The organism is Streptomyces sp. NPDC086554 (assembly GCF_040686095.1).
Taxonomy (GTDB): domain Bacteria; phylum Actinomycetota; class Actinomycetes; order Streptomycetales; family Streptomycetaceae; genus Streptomyces.
In genome coordinates, this window is record NZ_JBFBJK010000007.1 from 328,430 (window position 1) to 350,989 (window position 22,560).

Genomic DNA, 22,560 nt, shown 5'->3' on the forward strand with positions numbered 1-22,560 from the left:
GACATCGAAGACGGCCACGAAGACCTGCGACACCGCCGGCAGCCGGACGACAAACGACAAGCTGAAGGGGCGTCACAGGGACGGGCCGGCCCTCGGCACTCGTCCGGCTTGCACAAGTCTGGACGGAAAACCCATGATGGACACCTGATCAACAGGGGGAACAACGGGGGCGACGGGGACAGTGGCAGACAGACCGGTGGGTCGACCTGACGACGTCATTGACGTCGTGATCGTCGATGACGAGGAACTGTTCCGTACGGGATTGCGGATGGTCCTGGAGACGGCCGGGGACATACGCGTGGTCGAGGCGTGCGAGGCGGACGGCGTACTCAAGGCCGTGGCCGCGCACTCCCCCGATGTGGTGCTGCTCGACATCCGGATGCCCCAACGTGATGGCCTCACGGTGCTTGAGGACCTCAAGGGACGCATTCCGACGCCGGCCGTGGTCATGCTGACCTCATTCAGCGCCGACGCGTACGTGGTGCGCGCGCTGCGCGCCGGGGCGGACGGTTTCCTGCTCAAGGACAGCGATCCGGACGACCTGATCCGCGCCGTGCGCGCGGCAGCGGCGGGCGGTGGGCTGCTCTCCCCCTCCATCGCCGCGGCGATCGTGGAGGGGTACGCCTCCTCGCTCGGCGCCCGGACACCTTCTGGCCCGGAGTCGACGGCCGGGCGGCCTGGCCAGTGGGATGCCACCCTGTCGTCGTCCGACGTCTCGGGACGCGATGGTTCGGGACGCGACGTCCTGGAACGCGACGTCCTGGAACGCGACGCCTTGGGACGCGAGGCCTTGGAACACGACGTCTTGGGACACGGCACGGCCCATGCGGCGCAACAGCCCGCATCGCGCGAACTGCGGGGGCGTCTGGCCCGGCTCACCGCCCGGGAGCACGAGGTGCTCGCGCTGCTCGGCACCGGCCTGTCCAACCCGGAGATCGCCGAACGGCTCGCCATCACTCCCGGTACGGCCAAGGAGCACGTCAGCGCCACGCTCGCCAAGCTCGGCACGGACAACCGCGTACGAGCCGCGGTCATCGCCTACCAGGCCGGCCTCGTCGGCGGGTCTCGGCCGACTCCGGGACGCGACGGCGCAACGCCGCCGGAACCGGCCCCATGACTCCCGCCACGTTCAGGCTCCCGCCCTTCCTGCGCCGCTGCGCGACAGAGGTGGCCGTACTGCTCCTCGCAGGCACCGACCTGCTGGTGGAACTCCTCGAAGGCGAGAAGGAACAGCCGGGCCCGTACGGCTTCGTGCTGACGGTGCTCGCCCTGGCCGCCCTGCCGTGGCGGCGGCGCCGACCCGTGCTCGTGCTCGTTCTGACGCTGCCCGCGCTCCCGGCGGGCATGCAACTGGCCTCCCTGGTGGCCCTGGTCGCAGCGGCACGACTACTCCCCCTCGTGGCGGCGTCGCTGTGCGCGGTCGTGGTGTCCGTCACCGAACTCCTCGACTCTCTGCTGTGGCGCGGCGGATCGCCACACCCGCCCGGTGACGTGCTCCAGGCACTGGTGTACTGCACGGTGTTCGGGGCGGCACCGGCGGCGCTCGGGCAGTTGCTGCGCTCCCGGGCCCGCGTAGCCGAACAGGTCCTGGCCCTGCGGCAGAGCCGGGAGCGTGCCCTCAGGAGCGAGCGCGCCGCCGTCGAGGAGGCCGCGCGGGCCGCGCTCGCCCGCGAGATGCACGACGTGGTGGGGCACGAGATGAACCTGATCTCGGTCAGAGCGGCGGCGCTGGCCCGGCGGGCCCCGGACGCGGACACCCGCCGGGAGGCCGAACTGATCCGCGCGGTGAGCCTGCGCGCCCTGGACGAGGTGCGGCACCTGGTCAGGGCGCTGCGGGGACAGCACCCAGGGGAGGCGAGCGTGCCAATCGGCTCCTGCCTGGCCGACATCCCCGTCCTCGTCGAGCGCAGCGGACTCACGGTGGAGCCCCTGACCATCACCCCGGGGGATGGGGTGTATTGGCCCGCCACAGTGGAGCTGGCCGCCTACCGCACGGTGCAGGAGGCGCTGACCAACGTACTGAGACACGGTGACGTCGGCGCCCCGGTCGCTCTGCGCGTGGAGTCCGTGGACGGCGACACCTGTCTGGTCGTCGAGGTCCGCAGCGCGCTGGCCCGGGGAGCCACCGGTGAAGCCGCGCCTGAGACCACCGGAGAGGCCGCCTCCGGAAAGAGCGGCGGGCACGGCCTGACTGGTCTGCGCGAACGCGCCCGCGTCTTGGACGGCGCACTCACCGCGGGCCCGACGCCGGACGGCTCCTTCCTGCTCCGGGCCGCGTTCCCGGCCCCGGGGCACGGGCTCATGGGGCCGGAGAGGCGGTTGACGGCACCGCGGACAGCAGCCACCCATCAGCCTTGAGGGCAAGAGAAGGGACGGACGCGGAAACAGTCCTGCACCTCATCGGCGACGGCATCGCGTATCAGGATGTCGTCAGTTCGCCGGAACCACGGCGCGCAGGAGCATGGTTCACCCATGCCATGCCGATTGTGTTGACATGTTGCTCCGCTCACCGAGCCGTGTAGCCGACGGCCTGTGCGGTGATGGCGGGTGGCACCTCGGAGACGAGGCTCGGAGTGCGGCGATTCGGCTGTGCGTCTGCCGAAAATGTCATCCATGCAGATCAGGAGCCTGGCCGGTGGTGCGGCAGGATGAGCACTTGTGCTGCTTCGTCTCGCCTACCTGGCCGTCACCAAGATGTTCGCGCACTGCGGTTACTGCCACTGAGCGACAGCTACAAGGACGCGGAGATCCTCGCCCTGCGCCACCAACTCACCGTCATCGAACGGCAGCTCGGCGCGGACCGGGTGAAGTTCACTGCGGAAGACCGGCATTCCTTGCCGCTCTGCCGGTGCCCCTTCCCCGCCAGGTCCTGCGCCAGCTACGGCTACTGATCCAGCCTGACACCGTGCTGCGGTGGCACCGCGACCTGATGAAGCGGCGCCACGCCCGCACGTGCCGGCCGAAGAGGCCGGGCCGACCACCCACAGTCCGCTCGATCCGCGCACTGGTCCTGCGCCTGGCCTGTTCGCCCAGTCCGGCACCTGAGCCGCATTGCGTCCCGCTGACCAGCAGTCCTCACTCAGACCCAACCGAGAAACGGACGACTACTCACGTCCCGAACTCTCAGATGCCGTTCCCCTTGGCAGCGACTGGCTGACGCGCTCGAAGGTCCAGCCTTGGGAATTCTTCTGTGACAGCTCGATGAGGGGAGGAACGCTCGGTTCCGGGGCTATGGACAACGTGAGGTGGGCCGTGCCACCGATGGCGGCGATGACGTAGGTAAACCCAGTTGTCACCGTTGGTGCGCTCAATCTCCCAGGTGCTGGCCTGGTCGAGGCCAGGCCCGACACTGACGTTCCCTTCCTCCATATGGGTGAGGAACTGCTGGCCGCCGAGGCCGACGCCGGACGCTCCCGATGTCCGGGAGCGTCCGTTGTCCGAGGGCGTACCGGATCGGTGCTGCCTATCGCCTGCTGCCTAACTGGCGGTCGTCAGGCTCTGCGCAGGGACCGCAACCGCGCGAATACGCCCGGGCCGCGATCAGCAGCTGGAGCGGCGGCAGCCGGTGAGGACGCCGCGGGACGGCGCGGCCGGGCGGGAGCGCCCTGCGGCGCCGCGCTGCGGGGAACGGCCGGTTGCGGTGTGAGGTCGGAGGGCTGGGTGTGTGAGGGGCTGACTTGTGCGCGGACGTAGGATTCCAGCGCGCTGTACAGGTCCATGGTCATGACAGGTGCCTTCGCTGCGATGGTGTGAGGAGTCTCCTGAACAGCCCCTTCCGGGGCCGTGACACCGGTCAGCAGCGCAGGGCGGTGTGCCGAGCGCGGGCAGCGGCCCGGTCCTTGAGATCCCAGGCAGGGCCGGCCCGTTCGGTGCGCGGCGGGCGCGGAGGCAGTGGCGCCCGGCAGCGGCGTGCGCGCGGACGGGCGCGGTCTGAACGACCGGTGCAGTACGCAACAGTGGAAGCCGAGGTTGCTTCTCCTTCGGAATCCACCGTCAGTGCGATCGACGTCTCGGCAGGCAGCCCGGCCTGGACGGACGTCTCAGCCGACGCACCGCACAGCAGCAGGGCCGCCCATGCCAGACAGGCGACCCGGAGCAGGAGCCGCCGGGAAACGCGACCTCGACCCACCATGCACCCACAGTAATCACATGAGCACCACACGTGCATCGCCAAAGATCGCGACGCGCTGGCAGCGGCGGTGCAAACGGTTTTCGCGACGACGCACCACAGGCAAGGGAGGGCGGAGGTGCGAGGAGGCGCGCGACATGCTGGAGCGGGCGGGCTCTTCCTGCGAACACTTCGCCGACGCTGCCCATGACGCACTGCGCACCGTGCCGCGCGGCTACCGGCTCCTGCTGGAGCACGGCCGGTTCGTGTTCGCCGACGCGGCGATCGTGCTGACCGACGTCATCTCCGCCTGCCACAAGGACGGCCGAGGGTGGCTGATCACCGCGATCTCCGGCAACGTCCTACGCCCCACCAGCGACCGCTCCTACCCCCCCCCGATCCCCCTCCGTCTTCCCCGCCCCGGCCAGGCATGGCGGCAATGTCACGTGGCCGACTCGACCTGCACACCGTCCAGGCTGTGGCTCGACGCCCTGCTCCCCGCCGACACCGCCGCGCACGGCCTGGCCCTGTTGAACACCGGTGCGCAGCAACGAGCGATGCTCCACGCCGTCCATGGGATCGACCTGGCCTGATCCGGCGGGGCCAACACCGTACGCGCATGTGCCTCGGCTCGGCGGCAGCTCCCCTCGGATGCCCCGGGCCGTCGGCAGTGGATCAGTAATCGCCGTGATCGTCGCGGTTCCGGTACCTGTCGTACCCGTCGCCTCCGGAGCCGTCGACCTCCTCGCGCCAATGGACGACGACGTTCCCGACGATGAAGTTGTCCGGCTGGGGTGTCGAGCCGTGCATGACCCGGATCGTGTTCCGCCCCCTCCGCAGGATGCCTTCTTCGATCGGGTCCAGCCAGGTCTCCCAGACCGGCCTTCCCGGCTGCTGACTGGCAATGTCGAATTGCGGAAGGTCCTCGCCGTTCACCAGGACGCGGTGTGTGCGGAAGTCCACCCCGTACACCTGGATCACCAGGTAGCCCTCCCCGACGGGCTCCCGGTCCACCTCGAATCGCTTCTCGGACGTCTCCTGTCCGGCATAGTGAGTCGACCCAGGGTTGAAATTACTGGGGGGCCTGCGGTCTCCGAGACGTTCGTTGAAGCGGATGATTCGGAAGTCGGATCGCGTCTGCATGGCCCGGATATGACCTCTGCAACGCCGGAGCAAATGGCAAAACCTCACGATTCACCCGTTCTCCGCAGCCGAAGTCGCTCGGACGGCGGCGGACTTTGACGCAGGACCATCCGGGCTGCACGGAGCCCAAGATGCCCTGGGCGTTCAGGAAGGACCCGGTGCGGACGGCCCGGGGCCGGGGCTGAACGGCGGTACCGCCTCCGCGCCGCCGGTGCCGTGTCCGTCTCGGGCCGCGGGCATGGTGACGGCCGGGCGGCCGTCCTCGGCGAGTACCACGATGGCATCGTCCTCGCTCAGAGACAGCGGCGCGGTCTTGGCGGGGTTGAGGAAGATGCCGTAGGTCGGAGGTTCATCGCTGTGCCGCGCGATCCGGTAGCCGATGGCTGTCTCTCCCTGTTGCCGGGCCGCCTCGATGACTGTTGCGAAGTTCGCCGGTGTTTCCGGAAGGAGGTAATTGGTGGCCGGCTTGAGGTAGATCTCCGATCCCGCCGGATCGAAAAGATCGGTGAACGCGGCGTGGAGGTGGCGGTCCTCAACGAGTTGGGTCAGCAGGAGGCTGATTATCTTGGTGCTGACGATGAAGTCGTCCGCCTTGGTGACCTGGGCGATCTCGCGGTTGGCGTCATTGTTCATCTCAGTGACGATCGAGTACGGACTGCCGTACCGGATGGCGATGTCGCGGAGGTGAAGCAGCGTCACCAGGGTGTGGGCATCGGCCGATTCGGGGTCGATGTCGTCATCGGCCAGGACGATGATGTTGCGGTAGTCGTCCAGTCCCAGGGCCTCCAACGATGGCCGGAGGGTGGGTTCGCAGGGTTTGTAGTCCACGGTGAGGTTCTCCAAGTGCTCCTGGAGTTCGTTCTCGGGGCGTTCAGTGGCCGCGATGTCGATCAGCGATCCGGGCTCGACCAGGCAGTCCAGCAGCGTGATGATCTTTGCCGAGCGGGAGTTCCAGCCGATCATGAGTGTGCGGTCGGGTGTCGGAGGCCGGCCGGGGGCGGAGGTGATCGCCGAGCCGACGATTGCGGGCCGGGTGTCTGCCAGGCGGATCAGCAGGTCGTCCTCGGCCAGGACGAGCACCTGGTCATCGTGGGCGATGACCGTGTTCATAGGCGGGTTGACCAGGGACTCACCTTCCTTCCTGCGCAAGCCGATCGGGATCCCGAGGTCGAATCTGTTGAGCGCCTCCCCGTACGTGGCGCCGGTCAGCCCGGTCACGGGGTAGGGATACAGCTCGTTGCCGACGAAGCTGAGTATTTCGTTGAAGACGGTGGACAGGCCCGTCTGCCGGTGCGACTGCACGATGAGGCGCACGGCGATATCGTCGACGTCGATCACCAGGGCGTCCTCGCCGGCGGCGAGTCGGGCCGCCGCCAAGTTGGGCGACCTCCGCACTGCCGCAACGATGTTCGGGCGCGGGCCGTTCCACGACCGGTTGTTCAGGAGCAGCAGAGTCTTGATGACATCGGTGTCCCCGTCGTCCCCGCCGGGCGGCAGCACCATGATGGACTTGGCCGCGTCCAGGCTCACCAGTTCCAGATCCGCCCGCTGAAGTGGGCTGCCGCAGCGGCAGATCACCCGTGTGTGTCCGGTGTCCGGGATCCTTCTGCGGATCTCGTCCTCCATCTCGACCTTGTCCCGCTCGGTGAGGATCACGACACACAAACGCCGCTCACTCTGGTTGGCCTCCACCAACTCCGCGATCACCGTGAAGACTTGTTCCGACCAGCCGAGCACGACCGTGTGCCCGCACTCGATCAGCCGGGACTTACCCCGTCGCAGTTCGTGGATCCTCGCCTCCAGGCCGGCGGTCAGCACACTGATGAGTGCGCTGACGATGAAGATCCCGCCGAGAGTCGCTGCGAGCATGAGGCCGAGGAACAGCGGACCTCCGGTATCCCCGCCCATCGTGCCGGGATCGAGCGTACGCAGCAGACTCATCCAGGCCACGCCCGGCCAGCCGCCGTTCTGTTCGGTGTCCTCGTCGGTGAACACAACCACCGACGAGGACACCAGGACAATCAACACGACGGAGGCCAGGCCCAGCCAGCCGATCAAGGACTGTGTCCCCCGGGCCATCGTCCCGTCGAACCAGTACCGCAACCGCTCCCGCAGTCTCACGCGCACTGCCGAAGACCATCCCTCCGCCGCCGGTGGCCCTCCCCCAAGCAACGTCATTCCTACCGTCAGCACGATCGTTTAATCGCAGGGAAGCAGGGGGTGCAGGAGACCGAGGGGGGCGCAGAGGTGCACCCAGCAGGGGACGAACCGAACGGCTCCCCTCCGTCACGCCTCTCACCTTGACTCTGGCGCTTGAACAGCCGCGGGGAGAGGTTCTATCTGGCAGGGGTGTCGCCCCGGTCGGAACCACTTCCACCGGGTTCCTCCCTCACAGGTTCACCCATCACCGCCGCCCGCCACGACCACATCACCAGGCATCTACGCGAGGCCGGCCTCGGCGCCCTGGCCGACCTCGGCTTCGTCAGCCTCGACGACGACCCCGACGATGCTCCGGTCATCATCACCGGCCGCAAGGCGACCCGCTCCCACCGCCTCACCGACGCCGAGAAGGAGGCGAACCACCTGGTCAGCCGCGAACGCACGGCCGTCGAGCACGCCTTCGCGAACCTGAAGACCTGGCGCATTCTGACCAAGGTCCGCATGAACGTCGGCCACGGACGCTGGCCCCGTCTCGACTACGACACCGCGAAAGCCTGAAGAGAACCACCGTCGACGAAAACCAGCATACCACCCAACGAGAATCGGACATGCGGCCAAGCATTCGCATGGCCCCATACCCCCAGGGCCGCCCGATCGACGGGGAGCCCAGGGGCAATTGGGGGGGGGCAGCGAACAGACAGCCTGGTCCGAAGCGGACAGTCGGCAACATCTGCTGGAGGAGACGTACCACTCCCTGTGCGCGGATCCCGCATCCGCTCCACCGGCAGCACTGGCCATGGCCGTACGTGCGATCCGGTCCGGCGACGCCGTGGCTCGGCTCTGGGCTCAGACACTGGAGCAGGGGGTGCCGACGCTGAGTTCGAAGCGGCGCACGGCTGGGGCGCCCAGTTGCGTGGGGCTCTGGCCGATCCTCGCACCCAGGGCGCCGACTACCTGACGCTGCTGATCGACAACTGCGGCCTCGAGCGCACAGCGCGCACACAGGCATTGGTCGCACGCGGGGAGACATACCAGCTCCTGAGGCGATACGAGGAGGCGTTGGCGGACTTCCACGAAGCCCTCGACCTCAACCCGAAGCTCCCGTGGACCCTGGCCCACCGTGGAGAGACGTATCGCCTCATGGAGCGGCACACCGAGGCTCTTGGCGACCTCACCAAGCCATCGAGATCGAACCCGGACTAGCCTGGGCCATCAGTGACCGCGGCGTCATCTACCGCTCCCCCAACCGGTACACGGACGCCCTGGCCGACTACGACCACTTCTTGCGCCGGCCCCCGGACAGTTCCTGGAACATGGCACTGTGCGGGCGGCGCCCATCTCAAGATGGGATCACGCGTCGCTTTCAGCAACCGCCCAAACCGATCCACTCACAGGCCGGTGAACGTTTCCACCCACTGCCGCTCAGCCCTCGTTCCCGCTCACCTCTGCCTTCGCAACTGAGATGAAGGCCTCCCTCGCACGCTGCAGCTCATCCGGCCCCTCGTGCCGACGCAGAGAGTCGATAAGACGATGCGCCGCTTCAGTGACCGCGGTCGGACCCTCCAGAGCGACTGCGCTCAACGCTCTGTACAGCAGCGCTTCGTCATGGCCATCTCCTTGCCCTGTCCGCTCGGCCAGCAAGCGGCTCTCCGCGGCTGCCAGGAATTCTGCGTACGTCTGACGCCGCAGATCACTGACACGTCGCTCGGCCTCCGCCCCGAGCGTCATCCGAACCGACGCGAGCAGCGCCTCCGCCTGCCGGTCTCCCGCGTGACGAGCCGCTTCGGCCTGACGCATCCCGGCGGCTCGGCCGTACCAGCCCGTGACGACACTGCCCGCTATCGCCGCCCCCGCAGCGACCAGCGCAACTCCCCACTCACTCATTCCGCCGCCCTCCCCACCCCTGCCCCTCACCCAGTTCCCGATGAACACCCGAAGGTAGGATCGGATCATGTCGCCGGACGACGCACAAGAACCAGCTCCGATCTGCGAAAACAACTTCGCTACCCCACCACCCTCACTAGAATTGACAATTGCGGGCGACGGGCGACGGGCGACGGGCGACGGGCGACGGGCGACGGGCGACGGGCGACGGGCGACGGGCGACGGGCGGAGAACCGTGCTCCTTGCCGCACGGTCAGCCGTAGCGCTCCATCGTCTGCTGGATGTGCTGCCCGCCTTGTCCGGTGACGAACGGATCACCCGCCTCTTCACGCTGCTTCCCGGTTCAGCCTTCGGCGCCGACGCGTTGTCCGTCATCGAGGCCGTGGGCGGGCGAACCGTGCCATGGAGTGAAGCCTACGAACGCGACTTCGATCTAGTCATCGCCGCGAGCCCCAAAGGCGGGCTTGGACAGCTGCGGGGCACGCATGTCCTCCTGCCGCACGGAGCGGGGTTCAACAAGTCCATTGCGTACGAGGGTTCGGCCGACTCGGCATCCGGCCTCGACCCGGCATATCTGCGCCGATCCGACGACGCCGCGCCGATCGTTCTGCACGCGCTGGCCCATCCCGACCAGATGTCGCGCCTCACTGCGGTGGCCCCGCAGGCGGCGCGCAGCGCGAAGGTCATCGGCGACCCCACTCTGGAACGCGTCCTCGCGTCGCGTTCGCGCCGCGACCTCTACCGCGCCGGCCTTGGCACAGGCCCTCGCACCCTCCTCGCCCTCACTTCCACCTGGGGACCCGAGTCCCTGCTCTGGCAGCGCCCTGGGCTACCCGCACAGCTCGCGGCTCAACTCCCGCAGGATCAGTACCAGTTGGCGCTCATCGTCCATCCGAACGAGTGGAGCAGGCTGGGTGCGTACGAGATGACGCAGCGGCTCGAACCGGCCCTTGCGGCCGGAATGCTCCTGCCACGCCCTCGTGACGAGTGGGCATCCGTCCTGATCGCGGCCGATGCCCTGATCACCGACCACGGTTCGACGGCCCTGTACTACGCGGCCGCGGGCGACAGACCCGTCATCGGCGCCTGCCGAGGTGGTGACGAACTGATCCCTGGCAGCCCCATGGACGTACTCCTGGACGGCATACCGGAGTTGGGGCCGGCCGAGGGAACCGAGGAGGCCCTCCGGGCCTACCGGCCGGGGCTCGCGCATGCAGCCGCACAGGCCGCGTTCAGCCACCAGGGCGACGGCCTGCGGCGGCTGCGCGCCGAGCTCTACTCCCTGCTCGACCTCACCCCGCCCGCCCTCCACAGTCCCGCCAAGACGCTGCCCTCCCCCACACCGCCTGCCCGCGTTCCCACCGCCTTCGACGTGCACGCCGAGTTCACCGCCGAAGGCGTCCACATCGCCCGCCACCCTGCGGGAATGGGCACGCCGGGGCACCATCTCGCCGTGGAGCACGGTGTGGCGAGCGAGCAACTCATCCGTTCCGCCAGCCTGTTGTACCGTCGCCGGATCGACTGTCCCGCGTCAGGTGGTGACATGGCATGGACCTTCGACGGGTGGGCCCTGCACGCTCTGTCCGAGTACCCGGGCTGTCGCACGGCCGCGGTCATTCTTTCCCCGGGGCGATGCCTGCTGCGCGCACGCGGGCACGACCGGCCCTACGCCATCGAGGTCGGCCCCCTTCCGGAGAACGGCCGCATCGCGCGCGTGGACCCGGCCGCCGCCCTTTCGGCCGTACACACTTGGCTGACCGCGCACGGAGTGCAGTCGACGGCCGAGGCCCGGCTGGCATGTGTGATCGGTGAGCGGGCCTTCCCCGTTCGCCTGCGCCCGGCAACGGCCGAAGAAGCCCAGCGGGAGATCTAGGCGAGCGGCTAGGCCAGACCGTTGCGCCGACGGATCTCGTGTGCAGCCTCCCGATGCTCCTCCGCGTCCCCGGACCGCCCTTCCTCCGCGGCCAGATCGGCCATCGCATCATGCACACGTGCCTGGTCGAACCCGGAGCCCCGGCCTCGCGCACCCTGGAGAGCCTCCTCGTACAGACGCTGCGCCTCGGGGCCCCGGCCGAGTCGCCTCAGTGCACCGGCCAGCGCGAACCCGGTACGCCGCGTCATCCGCTCACGGACCTGCTCCCGCGCCGCCTCGTGTGCCTCCGCCAGAAGGGCGTACGCGGCGTCCGTCTCACCGAGCCGCATCCTGGCCTCGCCCATCCGGTAGGTCTGCAGCATGACTCCGTACGGGTTGGGGATCGCGCGGTGGACGTCGCGGGAGTTCGCGAAGTCACCCACGGCTGCCGCCCAGTCTCCTCGCGCGCCCTTGAGCATCCCCTGGAACTCGATCACCGAGGCGGCGAGCTTGCGGTCCTGCCCGCTTCCGCCCAGCAGCCGCGCGGCCGACGCCGCGGCATCGAGTTCGTCACCGGCCGCGGCGAACTCACCCGACTCCCAGAGCGGGCGGGCGAGTTGGCACCGCGTACGCACGAGCCAGGCCGCGCTTCCACCGTGGCGGACCGCCGCATCGACGGCGAGCCGGAACACGTCGACGACCTCGGCCTGGCCGGGATGGTCCAGGGCATACGTCCACACCGGCTCCGACAAGGCCACGGTCTCCGCGTCCATGCCCAGTGCGTGGGCGAGACGAACACAGCCGAACACGGCATGCCGTTCATCGAACAGCCACTGCGTCGCACGTTCGGCGGCCGCAGTGCGGGATGCGTCGTCCGGCGCCGCCTGCGGATCCGGCAGCGCCACATCGGGGGCATCCGTCGCAAGCTCGATGCGGTCCGTCACCACCAGACGGGGCCCGGCGGCGAAGCGGTCCGCCCGTTGGGCCTGTCGGACGTACCAGGACAGGACCCGGATCTGCGCCTCGCGCACCTCATCCGTCCCCGCATCGCGATGCGACCTGCGCAAGGCGTGCGCATGTAAGGGCCCGGGCAGACGCATGCGGCCTTCCTCGCGACCCGGTGTCGCGCGCAGATCCAGCACCCCGGCCCGGTCCAGCTCTTCGAGGGCTTCCCGACAGGCGTCCGGCCCGAGCCCCAACAGAGCCGTGGCCGAATTCGGCGTGAAGCTCGCCACGGGGTGGTGGGGCAACAACCGGTACAGCCGTGCCGCCACGTCGGACAGGGCGTTGTACGCCGCGTCCCAGACACGCTCGACGCCCGGTACTCCCTTCTCGTTCCACTCGCCCTGCAGCTCCGGAATCAGACGGGACAGCGACCGCAGTCGGTGCGAGCGGATCCAGCGGCCGGCGACGTGCAAGGCAGCGGGCAGGCCGTCACACAGGCTCACCAGCGCACGCACCGCCGCCGGGTCGGCGGCGAGCCGGTCGTCGCGGACGATCAGCTCCAGGAGTTCGGTCGCCGCCTGCTCCGCCAGGGGCGTGAGCTGCAGGTCGACCGCGGCGCCATCCTCCAGGTCGTACAGCGGGCCGTGACTCGCGACGATCACCAGGCTCGCGCCCGAGGCCGGAAGCAGCGGGACGATCTCCGAGGCGTACCGGGCGTTGTCTACGATCAACACCAGCCTCAGATCCGCCGTCCTGCTCCAGTACTGCCGGCAACGCGCCTGGAACTGCCGGGCCACCAGGCCGGGTTCCACATCGAGGGACTGCAGGAGTTGCGCCAGCACGTCACCAGGGTCCAGCACACCGTCGAGCCGGAAGTCGTCCAGGTCGATCGTCAGCACTCCATCGGAGTACTGATCACGCACGGTTCGGGCGATCAGGTACGCCAGCTCCGACTTGCCCAGGCCGGCCGGCCCGCTCAACGACACGACCAGCGGCCTGGAGCGCCCCCGCCAATCCTCCACCGCGCGCAGCGCCCGCTCACGCTCGTCGTGACGGTTGACGAAGTGCACCGGCTCCGGCGGAAGTTCAACCCTCATTCGCTCCCTCTCAGCTCCGTTGTTCGGGCTGTCTGACTTGGCGTCACAAATAGCTCGGAGCCCTCCGCCAGGTGAACTGCCCATACCGTCAGGCACTTTACAAGCCGCCCGTTGGGCACCACGGTTCCACAAGGTTCTCCATGTCGCCGCTCATCGAGGCCTCGCGGGCCCTGAGAGGACGGTCCGTGGCTCTTTGAATGGCTGCCACACGAGTGCCTTGCGGCCGGGACGCAGGCGGCGGGCCAACAGATTTCGCCTATCAGGCGACCACGGATGGTGCGGTGGTCTACTTGGCCTCGCCGTTCTTCTTCAGGAACGGTCTCACCGCAAGAGTCAGGGTGGGGCCACTTCGCCTCGTCACCACCCCTCAAGGCAGATGGCCCAGTGAGAAGCCCCGCCGCTCCCGAACGAAGGGCGGTTACAGCACGCAAGGGGCGACGCGGGGCGGGGGACGCGCCCAAGCCATGGTGCTGCCACCTCATCCCCCGCTTTGGCTGCCGCATCCGATCTGCGCGAAAGAAGGCCGCCGCCCCCTCCGCCGATCCGAACCTCACATCCCCCTCCCACCCATCCCGCTTCGGAGCCGTCAGTTGGCAGGAACCGACACGTACGCCTCGAAGGCATCGAGGCTGTCTCACAGAAAGCGGAGTACGAGAGCCGATCGGGGCGGGTGGTGGATGACCCGATGAACGCCCAACTCTGCTGCAACTGCCGCCGCTGGACAGACGCCCCCGTTCCCGTGCACCACATCGAGCGGTCGAGCGCCGCTGGCTGGACGCTCTACGCCTGCCCCGACTGCACCCATCGCTTCGCCACAGGCCCTCGCGCCACAGACGAACCGGAGCCGGAGGTCTCCTCTCCGTGAACGTCGATCACACACGCGGAGGAGGCTGCGCGCTCGCCCTTGTCGAGCCTGCGCGCTGCGCGGACCGCTACATGTTGATCGGTGCCCGGCGAGGCCGTGAACAGCCTATGGGCGCAGCGTTGTAGCCGACGGCGGCCCCGGCTTCCCGGATCTTGTAACCGGGCTCGGCGCCCAGCTGCTGCAGCTGGGTGGCGGCAATCGAGGGCGCGGACATACAGGAGGTCATCCCACCGCTCTCGTCGTACTTGACAGACGCGGGTCCCCACCATGGAAAAGAAGAGGATCGTGCAAGGGGAAGCGAGGATCGTTCTACGGCTTCCGCAGGTCGCAGAGGTTGAATGGCATCGCGTAAGAAGGCTCGGTCATAGGGCATGAGCTGCATCGATGTACGAAGGAGCGCAGAGTGTCTGCGAAGCTGCAGGCGGCCGCGGCGATCGCCACAGTGTCCAGCAGTGGCATCGGCCGTGAGCCGGGCGGCATTCATCAGCAGCGCACCGGCCGCCGACTCCGGATCGGCGTGGCCGAGCCGCGCGAGCAATTCCCCGAAGAGGGCGCGGATCCAGTCGCGGTGGGATACGGCCCGATCGCGCACCGGACGGGCGGCGTCCAGGTACAAGGAGGGCTAACAGCTCTGGCGCAGAGCAAGGGCATCGCGATCATCCACCCTGCGCCGACCTGGCTGCCGGCGCAGGGTGACGACATCGTCCTCATCAAGGCACCCGCAGCCCGCGGGGCCCGGCCGAAGAGGTGGGCTGCGCGCCCTGACGCCTGAGGACTTCCTCCGTCTCCAGGCGATCCTGCCGCTCGGGGCGGTCGGCTCCCGCTGCCGCGGCAGTCATGCAGACCTTGCGGTGACCAACAGCGTGTGGCTGCCGGGGTGCCGCTCTCATTCCCCCGGATACCGGCCGGCTATCCCTCCCATCCGAACAGGACGCAACAGTGACTGACACCAAGGCAGCCTTCACCCTCGACGACACCTTCACCGCCGCCGAAGCCGGCGCGCTGGTGGACCGGCTGCGCGCTGCCTTCCGCACCGGCCGCACCAAGCCCCTGGCCTGGCGCCGGCAACAGCTGACCCGCCTGCGCGACCTGCTCACCGACAACCGCGCGGCGATAGCCGACGCCCTCTACGCCGACCTGCGCAAGAACCGCGCCGAGGCCGACGCCACGGAGATCGACCTCACGATCGTCGAGATCGACGAGTACCTGGAGCACCTGGAGGAGTGGACCGCCCCGCAGCCCGCCCCCGTGACAGTGCCCGGCATTCCTGGCAGCACCGCCCACACCGTCTCCGACCCCCTGGGCGTCGCCCTGGTGATCGCGGCGTGGAACTACCCGATCAATCTGCTGCTGGTGCCCGTCGCGGGCGCGCTCGCCGCCGGGAACGCGGTCGTCATCAAGCCCGCCAACTACGCCGCCCGCACCTCGGCGCTGCTGGCCGAGCTGCTGCCCGCCTATCTCGACACCGACGCGACCGCGGTCGTCGAGGGCGGCTCGCGGGAGACCACCGTGCTCCTTGAGCAGCGCTTCGACCACATCTTCTACACCGGCAACGGCACGGTCGGCCGCATCGTGATGACCGCCGCCGCGAAGAACCTCACCCCCGTCGTCCTCGAACTCGGAGGCAAGTCACCGGTGTTCGTAGACCGGGACGCCGACATCACCACGGTCGCGCAGCGTCTGGCGGTCACGAAGTTCGCCAACGCCGGACAGACCTGTGTCGCCCCCGACTACGTCCTGACCGACCCGGACACCGCGACCGAACTGCAGGCCGCCCTGGTCGTCGCGATCAAGGGGCTGTTCGGTGAGGACCCGCAGACGTCCGACGCCTACGGACGCATCATCAACGAGCGGCACTTCGACCGGCTGTCCGCGCTGCTGGACTCCGGCCGTACGGTCACCGGCGGGCAGAGCGACCGCGCGGACAAGTACATCGCCCCCACCGTGCTGGCCGATGTCCGGTCCGACGAACCCGTCATGCAGGAGGAGATCTTCGGCCCCATCCTGCCGATCCTGACCGTGGCGGACCTCGACGAGGCGATCGCGTTCATCAACGAGCGCGACAAGCCGCTCGCGCTCTACGCCTTCACCGAGAACGACACCACCAAGCGCCGCCTCGCCGCCGAGACCTCCTCGGGCGGCCTCAACTTCGGCCTGCCGATGCACCACCTCGCCGTGCCGACCCTGCCCTTCGGCGGCGTCGGCGAGAGCGGCATGGGCAACTACCACGGCCGCTACTCCATCGAGACGTTCAGCCACCGCAAGGCCGTCCTCGACGTCCCGCTGAGCTGAACGGGTGGCGGCCGATTGCGAGGCCGACAAGAAGGGGGAGAGCTTGGACTCGGACACAAACGGGCCTGCTCCGAGCGGATTCGGGCGAGGTTCTTGGCCGTCCTTTGGTCAGAAAACGCCCCTGCCTGCGGGAATGCGCAAGTCGATGCCGACGCGATCGGTCACGGAATGTATGGCGTTTCCCCTGGCCATGCGGTTGAGAGCACCTGTAGACAATCCGTACGAACCCGGATGGGCCGGGCCCTGTCACTGACTTTGACCAATCCCGCACTGCCCCCCCAGGGCCGCCGCCCTATCCCGTACGGCCCCGATCAGGAGGGCCGTTGCCCCTCTTCCGTACGGCCAGCAGCAGCGTGGCCATTCGTCGAAAGGCTTGAACCATGACTCCTCGTCTTGAAGGAACCGTCGCCCTGGTGACCGGGGCCTCCAGCGGCATCGGCCACGCCACCGCGCTGGAGCTGGCCCGCGAGGGTGCCTCCGTGGCCCTGGTCGGCCGCCGCGAGGACCGGCTCACCGACCTCGCCGGGCAAATCTCCCACGTCGGCGGGAAGGCCCTGGTTGTGCCCGCCGACATCACTGATGCCCAGGCCGCCGCGGAGGCGGTCGAGCGGACCGTCGAGGGACTGGGCCGCCTGGACACCCTGGTCAACAACGCCGGCCTCATGCTGCTCGGGCCTGTCCCCGGCGCGGCCCTGAACGACTGGCAGCGCATGATCGACATCAACCTCATGGGCCTGATGTACACCGCCCACGCGGCCGTCCCCCACCTGGCCAAGGCCGCCGCCGAGGAACCGCGTCAGGTCGCCGACATCGTCAACATCAGCTCGCTCAACGGCCGTTACGCCTACCCCATGATGGCCGTGTACACCGCCAGCAAGTTCGGCGTCAACGGCTTCAGCGAATCGCTGCGCCAGGAACTGGCACGCCAGCACGTGCGCGTGTCCGTCGTCGAGCCGGGTGCCGTCGCCACCGAACTGCGCACCCACAATACGGCCGAGGTCCAGCAGGTCCTCGACGCCACCTTCCGCGACGTTGAGCGGTTGCAGAGCCAGGACATCGCCGACGCCGTCGGCTACATCGTCACCCGCCCCCGGCATGTTGCGATCGCCGAGCTGCTCGTACGCCCCACCGAGCAGGCCTGAACGCGAAGCTCGAGACCGACTGCGAGACCAGCACGGAGTCGTGATGGCTACCAGCACCTCTCTCACACCGGCCAACACCATCGTCCGCGTCTGCTTGTTGCTGGTCACTGCCATCGCCCTCGGAGACGGCCTGCAGCAATTGGTGTGGGGAGCCCCGGCGGGCGCGGCGGACGCGAACAACTTGCATCGCTTCATGGCAGGCATCCACATCGGCTGGGCTCCGTTGTTCGCCTGGGCGGCGGCGACCATCCGCTGGCAGGGGGTACTCGTCTACTTCCTGGCCGTCCCGATCTTCCTCGGCGGCGTCGGGCGGCTCGTCTCCTTCGCTCAGCACGGCATGCCCAGCCCGGCGGGAGTCTTTCTCGCCTCCGCCCTCCTGGAGCTCATCCTGCCGGTCGTCATCATCTGGGCGCATTCCACTGCACTCAGATCCAGACGAGCGCGAGCTGCAGCCTGAGCACCGATCCCAAACAGAGAGACCGGCAAATGCCGGGCTCCCCCATGACGCCATCGCCGCTGTGGCACGCCCCGTGGTGCTGGCACAACCGCCCCGCAGCCACGGCCGTCCGTGAACCCCTGCGGGACGGTTCCGAGAACTGAAGAGCGCTGACGTGCTGAGCATGCGGCGTCAGAGCATCAACCCCGACTCGAGGAGACCACACCATGTCGAAGATTCTTTTCGTGATGACCGGCGCCGATCACTGGACGCTGGCGGACGGCAGCAAGCATCCGACCGGCTTCTGGGCCGAGGAGCTCGTTGCCCCGTATCAGGCGTTCACGGCCGCCGGCCACGAGATCGTCGTGGCCACGCCGGGCGGCGTCGTGCCGCCCCTGGACCAGGGCAGCCTGGCGCCGCAGTTCAACGGCGGCGAGGAGGGCGCGAAGAAGATCGCGGATACCGTCGCCTCGATCAGCGAGATCCAGCACCCCATCAGGCTGCAGGACGTCGACCTCGACGACTACGCCGCCGTCTTCTACCCCGGTGGCCACGGCCCGATGGAGGACCTGGCCGTCGACGCCACCTCCGGCAAGCTCCTCATCATCGCGCTCGCCTCGGGCAAACCGCTCGGCGTGGTCTGCCACGCCCCGGCCGCGCTGCTGGCCGCCACCACGGCCAACGGCAACAACGCCTTCTCCGGCTACCGGCTGACCGGCTTCAGCAACGCCGAGGAGACCCAGAGCGGTCTGGCAGCAGGCGCCAAGTGGCTGCTCCAGGACCGCCTGATCGAGATCGGCGTCGACTACCAGGAAGGCGAGCCGTGGGCCCCGAACGTGGTCGTCGACCGCAACCTGATCACCGGCCAGAACCCCGCCTCCGCCGGACCCGCCGCAGCCGAAATGCTCAAGAAACTGACCTGACACGCGGATCACTGATTGCGCTGGAGGGGCACTGCACGCTCTCTGCGCGGGTCGCGGCGCGTGCCATGAAGCATGGTCGTGCTCCGTTGGCTGTTCGGTTGGCCGCCTGTCATTACCTTGGGAAGGAAACAGATGAGCAGGATTCTCGCCGTGGTCACCAACCAGGCGACCTACGGGTCGGACCCCCACCGGACCGGCCTGTGGATCGCGGAGCTGGTTCACTTCTACGACGCTGTCCGCCGGGCCGGCTTCGAGGTCGACATCGTCAGTCCCGAAGGGGGGCGCGTACCGCTGGATCCCCGCAGCACCAAATTGGCCGACAGGGCAGTACGCCACTACATGCAGGACGGCGCCTTCATGTCGAGCCTGGACCGCACCAGCAAGGCGGCCGACGTCGAACCGGCCCAGTACGCCGCGATCTTCTACACCGGCGGGCACGGCGTCATGTGGGACTTTCCCTCCAACGCCGCCCTCCAGCAGGCCGCGCGAGAGATCTACGAGAACGGCGGCGTGGTCTCCTCGGTCTGCCATGGTGCCTGCGGGCTGCTGGACATCACGCTGTCCGACGGCTCCCTGCTTGTCGACGGACGCACGGTCACCGGGTTCTCCACAGCGGAGGAGCGAGTCGCCATGGTGAAGAACCGGGTGCCGTTCCTGCTGGAGGACGAACTCCGCAAGCGCGGCGCGCACTATGTCAAGAACACCATCCCCATGACCCCCTTCGCGACCGCTGACGGCAGGCTCGTGACAGGACAGAATCCCGTCTCCACCAAGGCCGTAACGGCCAAGATCATCGAGACGCTGCACCACCTTGACCTTGCTCCTTAACGCCGCCGGACCCGCGTAAGCGCCCGCACGTCAGGTCGGCGTACTTGGAGGAACGTCGTGAAAGCAATTTCAATCAAGGAACCCGGAGGGCCGGAAGTCCTGCGGTGGACCGATGTGGAGGACCCCGTCCCCGCCGCGGGAGAAGTGGTCATCGACGTCGTTGCCAGCGCCGTCAACCGGGCTGATGTGGCACAGCGCCTGGGGCTGTACCCGGTTCCGGAGGGAGCATCGCCCTACCCGGGGCTGGAGGTCTCCGGACGGATCAGCGCCGTCGGCGAGGGTGTGACGCATTGGCAGCCGGGTGACGAGGTATGCGCTCTGCTGGCTGGAGGCGGCTACGCGCAGAAGGTCGCTGTCCCTGCAGGGCAGCTCCTCACAGTGCCCAAAGGCGCCAGCCTGGTCCAGGCGGCAGCGTTGCCGGAGGCGGCCGCCACCGTGTGGTCCAACGTCTTCATGACCGGTGCTCTGAAGGCAGGCGAGACCTTCCTCATGCACGGCGGAGCCGGCGGCATCGGTACGGCAGCCATTCAGATTGCCAAGGCTCACGGCGCCCGCGTCGTCACCACCGTCGGCGGCCCCGAGCAGGCTGCCAGGGTCCGAGACCTCGGCGCCGACCTCGCGATCAACTACCGTACGGAAGACTTCGCCGAGCACGGTCCCTACGACGTGATCCTCGACGTAATCGGCGGCGACTACCTTGCGCGCAACGTCAACTCCCTGGCCCCCGACGGGCGTCTGGTAATCATCGGACTGCAGAACGGCCTGACAGCCGAACTCAACCTTGCCCAACTCCTCTCCAAGCGCGTATCCGTGCACGGCACTACCCTGCGCTCCCGCCAAGCCGGACAGAAAGCAGCCATCGTGGCCGAAGTCCAGGAACACGTATGGCCATTGATCGAAAGCGGAACCGTTCAGGTGGTCATCGACCGAACCCTGCCCATGGACCAGGCCGCAGAAGCGCATCGCATCCTGGACGCCCACCACATCGGCAAAATCGTCCTGATCAACCCCGACGCGGCATGACTCCAAAAGGCATCCGGAGGGCGGAAAGAGGCGTCCAGAGTGGAGCGATCGGGAGAGCGTTCCCGCACCATGCGTTCCCGGCGTGAACGCCGATCGAGGGCACCGGGCGGTAGACGGAGTGCCGGAGCCGGAAACCTCCAACGCCCGTCGGCCTTCCTGAGTCGATGCGGTCCGCTCGACCATCTCCCGCACCACCGGCAGGAGTCTGGAGGCTGCGTCACGAATCCGTGGCCCGCCGGACGCGGAGAGCCCGGAGCTTGGGGCGGTGGGGGGACGAGTCCACGAACACCAGCGGGCAGTTGTCGCTCGCACACTCGCGGATGCACGCGGCAAACGGCCCGGACAGCAGCTCGATCATCTCCCGCGCCAGCGTTGACAGGGCTTGCGTGGCCCGCGCCGGTGGAGCCCAGCCCGTGGTCGTGCCGTCGGTGGCAAGACTCAGGAAGCAACGATGCCGCGGCCCGGTTGATGGCGCGACCACCCCGGCCAGCAGGGGGGGCGACACACTGCACTGCCCGGGCGTGCGCCGCGTCCCAGATCGCTCGACGAAGGGCTTTGGGCCGCGGCCAGTTTGCGAGCAGTCACCGGCACTGTCACGGCGGCGGCCAGTGGAGGCTGGGCCAGCCACTCGCCCAAGTCGGCGGGCTCGTGGAGGGTCTCGAACAGCGCGTACTGGCCCTCGCCGCCGGTGTGGGCAATGTCCAGGCAGGTGGCGCCGGCGTCGAACCGGAGACCCTCCCTTGAGGTCGGGGCCAACCCTCCGCCGGACATCACGGTCCATGTCGTAGCTGGCCTGGACGCCGGGTTCCTCATCGAGATCGACGCCGTCGCCGTCGCCGTGGTCTGCCCCTCCCACTTCGATGGACTTCCCCATCCGGCCCTATGCGGCAGAAGCACACAGTGTTTCCCCACGTCCCGCAGTCCTTGCGTCGATCGCCATTGATATCGGCCTCAAGGACGATCAGACGGCCGGATGAGGGGTTCACTGCGCGGGCCCAGCTGTACACGACGCCATTGGGCTGCGTGCATCGTGAAGTCGCAGGTCACGGGTCTGGTGTGAATGACGAGTTGGGTGCTCGTGCCGGTCGGCGGCCTATGGCCGTGGCGTACATCATCGGGCCGGTCCAGCTCCGGTGGGATGCCGGGTTCGACTGCGCCCACGACCGATCCGCTCCTACGATCCGTCAGCAGGTGGGCACGCCGTGAGAACGCGAGAGGGCATGGTGATGCAGGGGCGGCAGTGGATCACCGCCCGTCGGAGCGGACTGGACGCGCTGGCCGAGGAGTTGACCAAGCAACTTCAGGAGGTCCAGGTCTAGCGGGATGAACTGGCGATCGCAGAGCGGGTGTTGAACCGCTTGGCCGATCAGGCCCAGGCCGATGCCGAGGCTGCCGCTCCGGTAGTGGCGAAGGTGGCCGGACGGGCAGTGCTGCTCATCCCGCACCGGTGACGCGGCCGACGAGGGCGCGCTGCTGGCGACTACCGCAAGATCCTGATGATCGTGCGGGAGGCCGACGCCCCGGTGCAGGTCAGGACGGTCGGCGAGCGGCTGGGCCTGGACGCCTCGGTGCGCGGCAAGCTGGAGCCGCTGCGGGTGAAGATGACCAAGCTTGCCGACCGCGGCTGGCTGCACAAGCGGCCCGACGGGCGGTTCACCGCACGTTCCTGATATGTAGCGGATTCTTGTCAAGGGGCACGGGCGTTCGGCCCCTCTCGGCTGAGAGGGGCGTCCGTCGCGCAGGAGCGCGCACAGGACGTTGACGCGATACCGGGCGAGGGGGGCGGGCCGCGCCCGGCCCTCGCCGCCCCCCCCGCCCCCCCCCCCAAAACCCCCCCCCCCCCCCCCCAACCCCACAACCAC

General features: G+C 68.5%; 18 protein-coding genes. 14 read left to right on the top strand and 4 right to left on the bottom strand.

Annotation, left to right across the window (positions count from 1 at the left end; translation table 11 throughout):
• Window positions 1-226: 226 nt before the first annotated feature.
• The 3 genes from AB0O76_RS14520 to AB0O76_RS14530 all read left to right on the top strand — a co-directional run bounded on the left by AB0O76_RS14520 (window position 227) and on the right by AB0O76_RS14530 (window position 4,701).
• The gene (locus AB0O76_RS14520) at window positions 227-1,117 is read left to right on the top strand and encodes a response regulator (protein WP_365489705.1); all 891 of its coding nucleotides are present in this window, start codon (window positions 227-229) and stop codon (window positions 1,115-1,117) included.
• The gene (locus AB0O76_RS14525) at window positions 1,114-2,358 is read left to right on the top strand and encodes a histidine kinase (RefSeq protein WP_365489707.1); all 1,245 of its coding nucleotides are present in this window, start codon (window positions 1,114-1,116) and stop codon (window positions 2,356-2,358) included. The genes AB0O76_RS14520 and AB0O76_RS14525 overlap by 4 nt, the downstream gene beginning before the upstream one ends.
• 1,908 nt (window positions 2,359-4,266) lie before the next feature.
• Window positions 4,267-4,701, top strand: coding sequence for a hypothetical protein (locus tag AB0O76_RS14530; RefSeq protein ID WP_365489710.1), 435 nt, complete (start codon window positions 4,267-4,269; stop codon window positions 4,699-4,701).
• Window positions 4,702-4,783: 82 nt separating this feature from the next.
• On the opposite strand, the gene AB0O76_RS14535 is transcribed toward AB0O76_RS14530, so the two are convergent.
• Window positions 4,784-5,122, bottom strand: a complete 339-nt coding sequence (locus AB0O76_RS14535; protein ID WP_365489713.1) for a hypothetical protein — start codon at window positions 5,120-5,122, stop codon at window positions 4,784-4,786.
• Between the two features lie 273 nt (window positions 5,123-5,395).
• Window positions 5,396-7,378 (bottom strand): potassium transporter TrkA, encoded by a 1,983-nt coding sequence (locus AB0O76_RS14540; protein ID WP_365489716.1) that lies wholly within the window; start codon window positions 7,376-7,378, stop codon window positions 5,396-5,398.
• A 186-nt stretch (window positions 7,379-7,564) separates the two neighbouring features.
• On the opposite strand from AB0O76_RS14540, the gene AB0O76_RS14545 reads away from it, so the two are divergent.
• Complete coding sequence (locus AB0O76_RS14545; RefSeq protein ID WP_365489719.1) at window positions 7,565-7,969, top strand: transposase family protein; 405 nt, start codon at window positions 7,565-7,567, stop codon at window positions 7,967-7,969.
• A 351-nt stretch (window positions 7,970-8,320) separates the two neighbouring features.
• Window positions 8,321-8,614: a tetratricopeptide repeat protein gene (locus AB0O76_RS14550; RefSeq protein ID WP_365489722.1), complete on the top strand. Its 294-nt coding sequence runs from the start codon at window positions 8,321-8,323 to the stop codon at window positions 8,612-8,614.
• Between the two features lie 219 nt (window positions 8,615-8,833).
• On the opposite strand, the gene AB0O76_RS14555 is transcribed toward AB0O76_RS14550, so the two are convergent.
• On the bottom strand, window positions 8,834-9,295 hold the full coding sequence (locus tag AB0O76_RS14555) for a hypothetical protein (RefSeq protein WP_365489725.1): 462 nt from the start codon (window positions 9,293-9,295) through the stop codon (window positions 8,834-8,836).
• Window positions 9,296-9,590: 295 nt separating this feature from the next.
• On the opposite strand from AB0O76_RS14555, the gene AB0O76_RS14560 reads away from it, so the two are divergent.
• Window positions 9,591-11,168, top strand: coding sequence for a translation initiation factor 2 (locus AB0O76_RS14560; protein WP_365489728.1), 1,578 nt, complete (start codon window positions 9,591-9,593; stop codon window positions 11,166-11,168).
• Between the two features lie 8 nt (window positions 11,169-11,176).
• Here AB0O76_RS14560 and AB0O76_RS14565 read toward each other — a convergent pair whose 3' ends face one another.
• Window positions 11,177-13,189 carry a hypothetical protein gene (locus AB0O76_RS14565; RefSeq protein WP_365489731.1) on the bottom strand — a complete coding sequence of 671 codons (2,013 nt, stop codon included), beginning with the start codon at window positions 13,187-13,189 and terminating at the stop codon, window positions 11,177-11,179.
• Between the two features lie 1,268 nt (window positions 13,190-14,457).
• On the opposite strand from AB0O76_RS14565, the gene AB0O76_RS14570 reads away from it, so the two are divergent.
• From AB0O76_RS14570 to AB0O76_RS14605, 8 genes are all read left to right on the top strand, one after another.
• Complete coding sequence (locus AB0O76_RS14570) at window positions 14,458-14,826, top strand: hypothetical protein (protein ID WP_365489734.1); 369 nt, start codon at window positions 14,458-14,460, stop codon at window positions 14,824-14,826.
• Window positions 14,827-14,993: 167 nt separating this feature from the next.
• Window positions 14,994-16,346 (top strand): aldehyde dehydrogenase family protein, encoded by a 1,353-nt coding sequence (locus tag AB0O76_RS14575; RefSeq protein WP_365489736.1) that lies wholly within the window; start codon window positions 14,994-14,996, stop codon window positions 16,344-16,346.
• A gap of 380 nt (window positions 16,347-16,726) precedes the next feature.
• A complete protein-coding gene (locus tag AB0O76_RS14580) occupies window positions 16,727-17,488 on the top strand; it encodes an SDR family NAD(P)-dependent oxidoreductase (RefSeq protein WP_365489739.1) in 762 nt (253 codons plus the stop codon).
• 43 nt (window positions 17,489-17,531) lie between these two features.
• On the top strand, window positions 17,532-17,945 hold the full coding sequence (locus AB0O76_RS14585; protein ID WP_365489742.1) for a DUF4345 domain-containing protein: 414 nt from the start codon (window positions 17,532-17,534) through the stop codon (window positions 17,943-17,945).
• Between the two features lie 206 nt (window positions 17,946-18,151).
• Entirely contained in the window at window positions 18,152-18,847 is a 696-nt protein-coding gene (locus tag AB0O76_RS14590) for a type 1 glutamine amidotransferase domain-containing protein (protein WP_365489744.1), read from the top strand.
• Between the two features lie 132 nt (window positions 18,848-18,979).
• Window positions 18,980-19,675 (top strand): type 1 glutamine amidotransferase domain-containing protein, encoded by a 696-nt coding sequence (locus AB0O76_RS14595; RefSeq protein WP_365489747.1) that lies wholly within the window; start codon window positions 18,980-18,982, stop codon window positions 19,673-19,675.
• Between the two features lie 57 nt (window positions 19,676-19,732).
• Window positions 19,733-20,698 (top strand): NAD(P)H-quinone oxidoreductase, encoded by a 966-nt coding sequence (locus AB0O76_RS14600; protein ID WP_365489750.1) that lies wholly within the window; start codon window positions 19,733-19,735, stop codon window positions 20,696-20,698.
• 1,502 nt (window positions 20,699-22,200) lie between these two features.
• Window positions 22,201-22,368 carry a hypothetical protein gene (locus AB0O76_RS14605; RefSeq protein ID WP_365489801.1) on the top strand — a complete coding sequence of 56 codons (168 nt, stop codon included), beginning with the start codon at window positions 22,201-22,203 and terminating at the stop codon, window positions 22,366-22,368.
• Window positions 22,369-22,560: the final 192 nt, after the last annotated feature.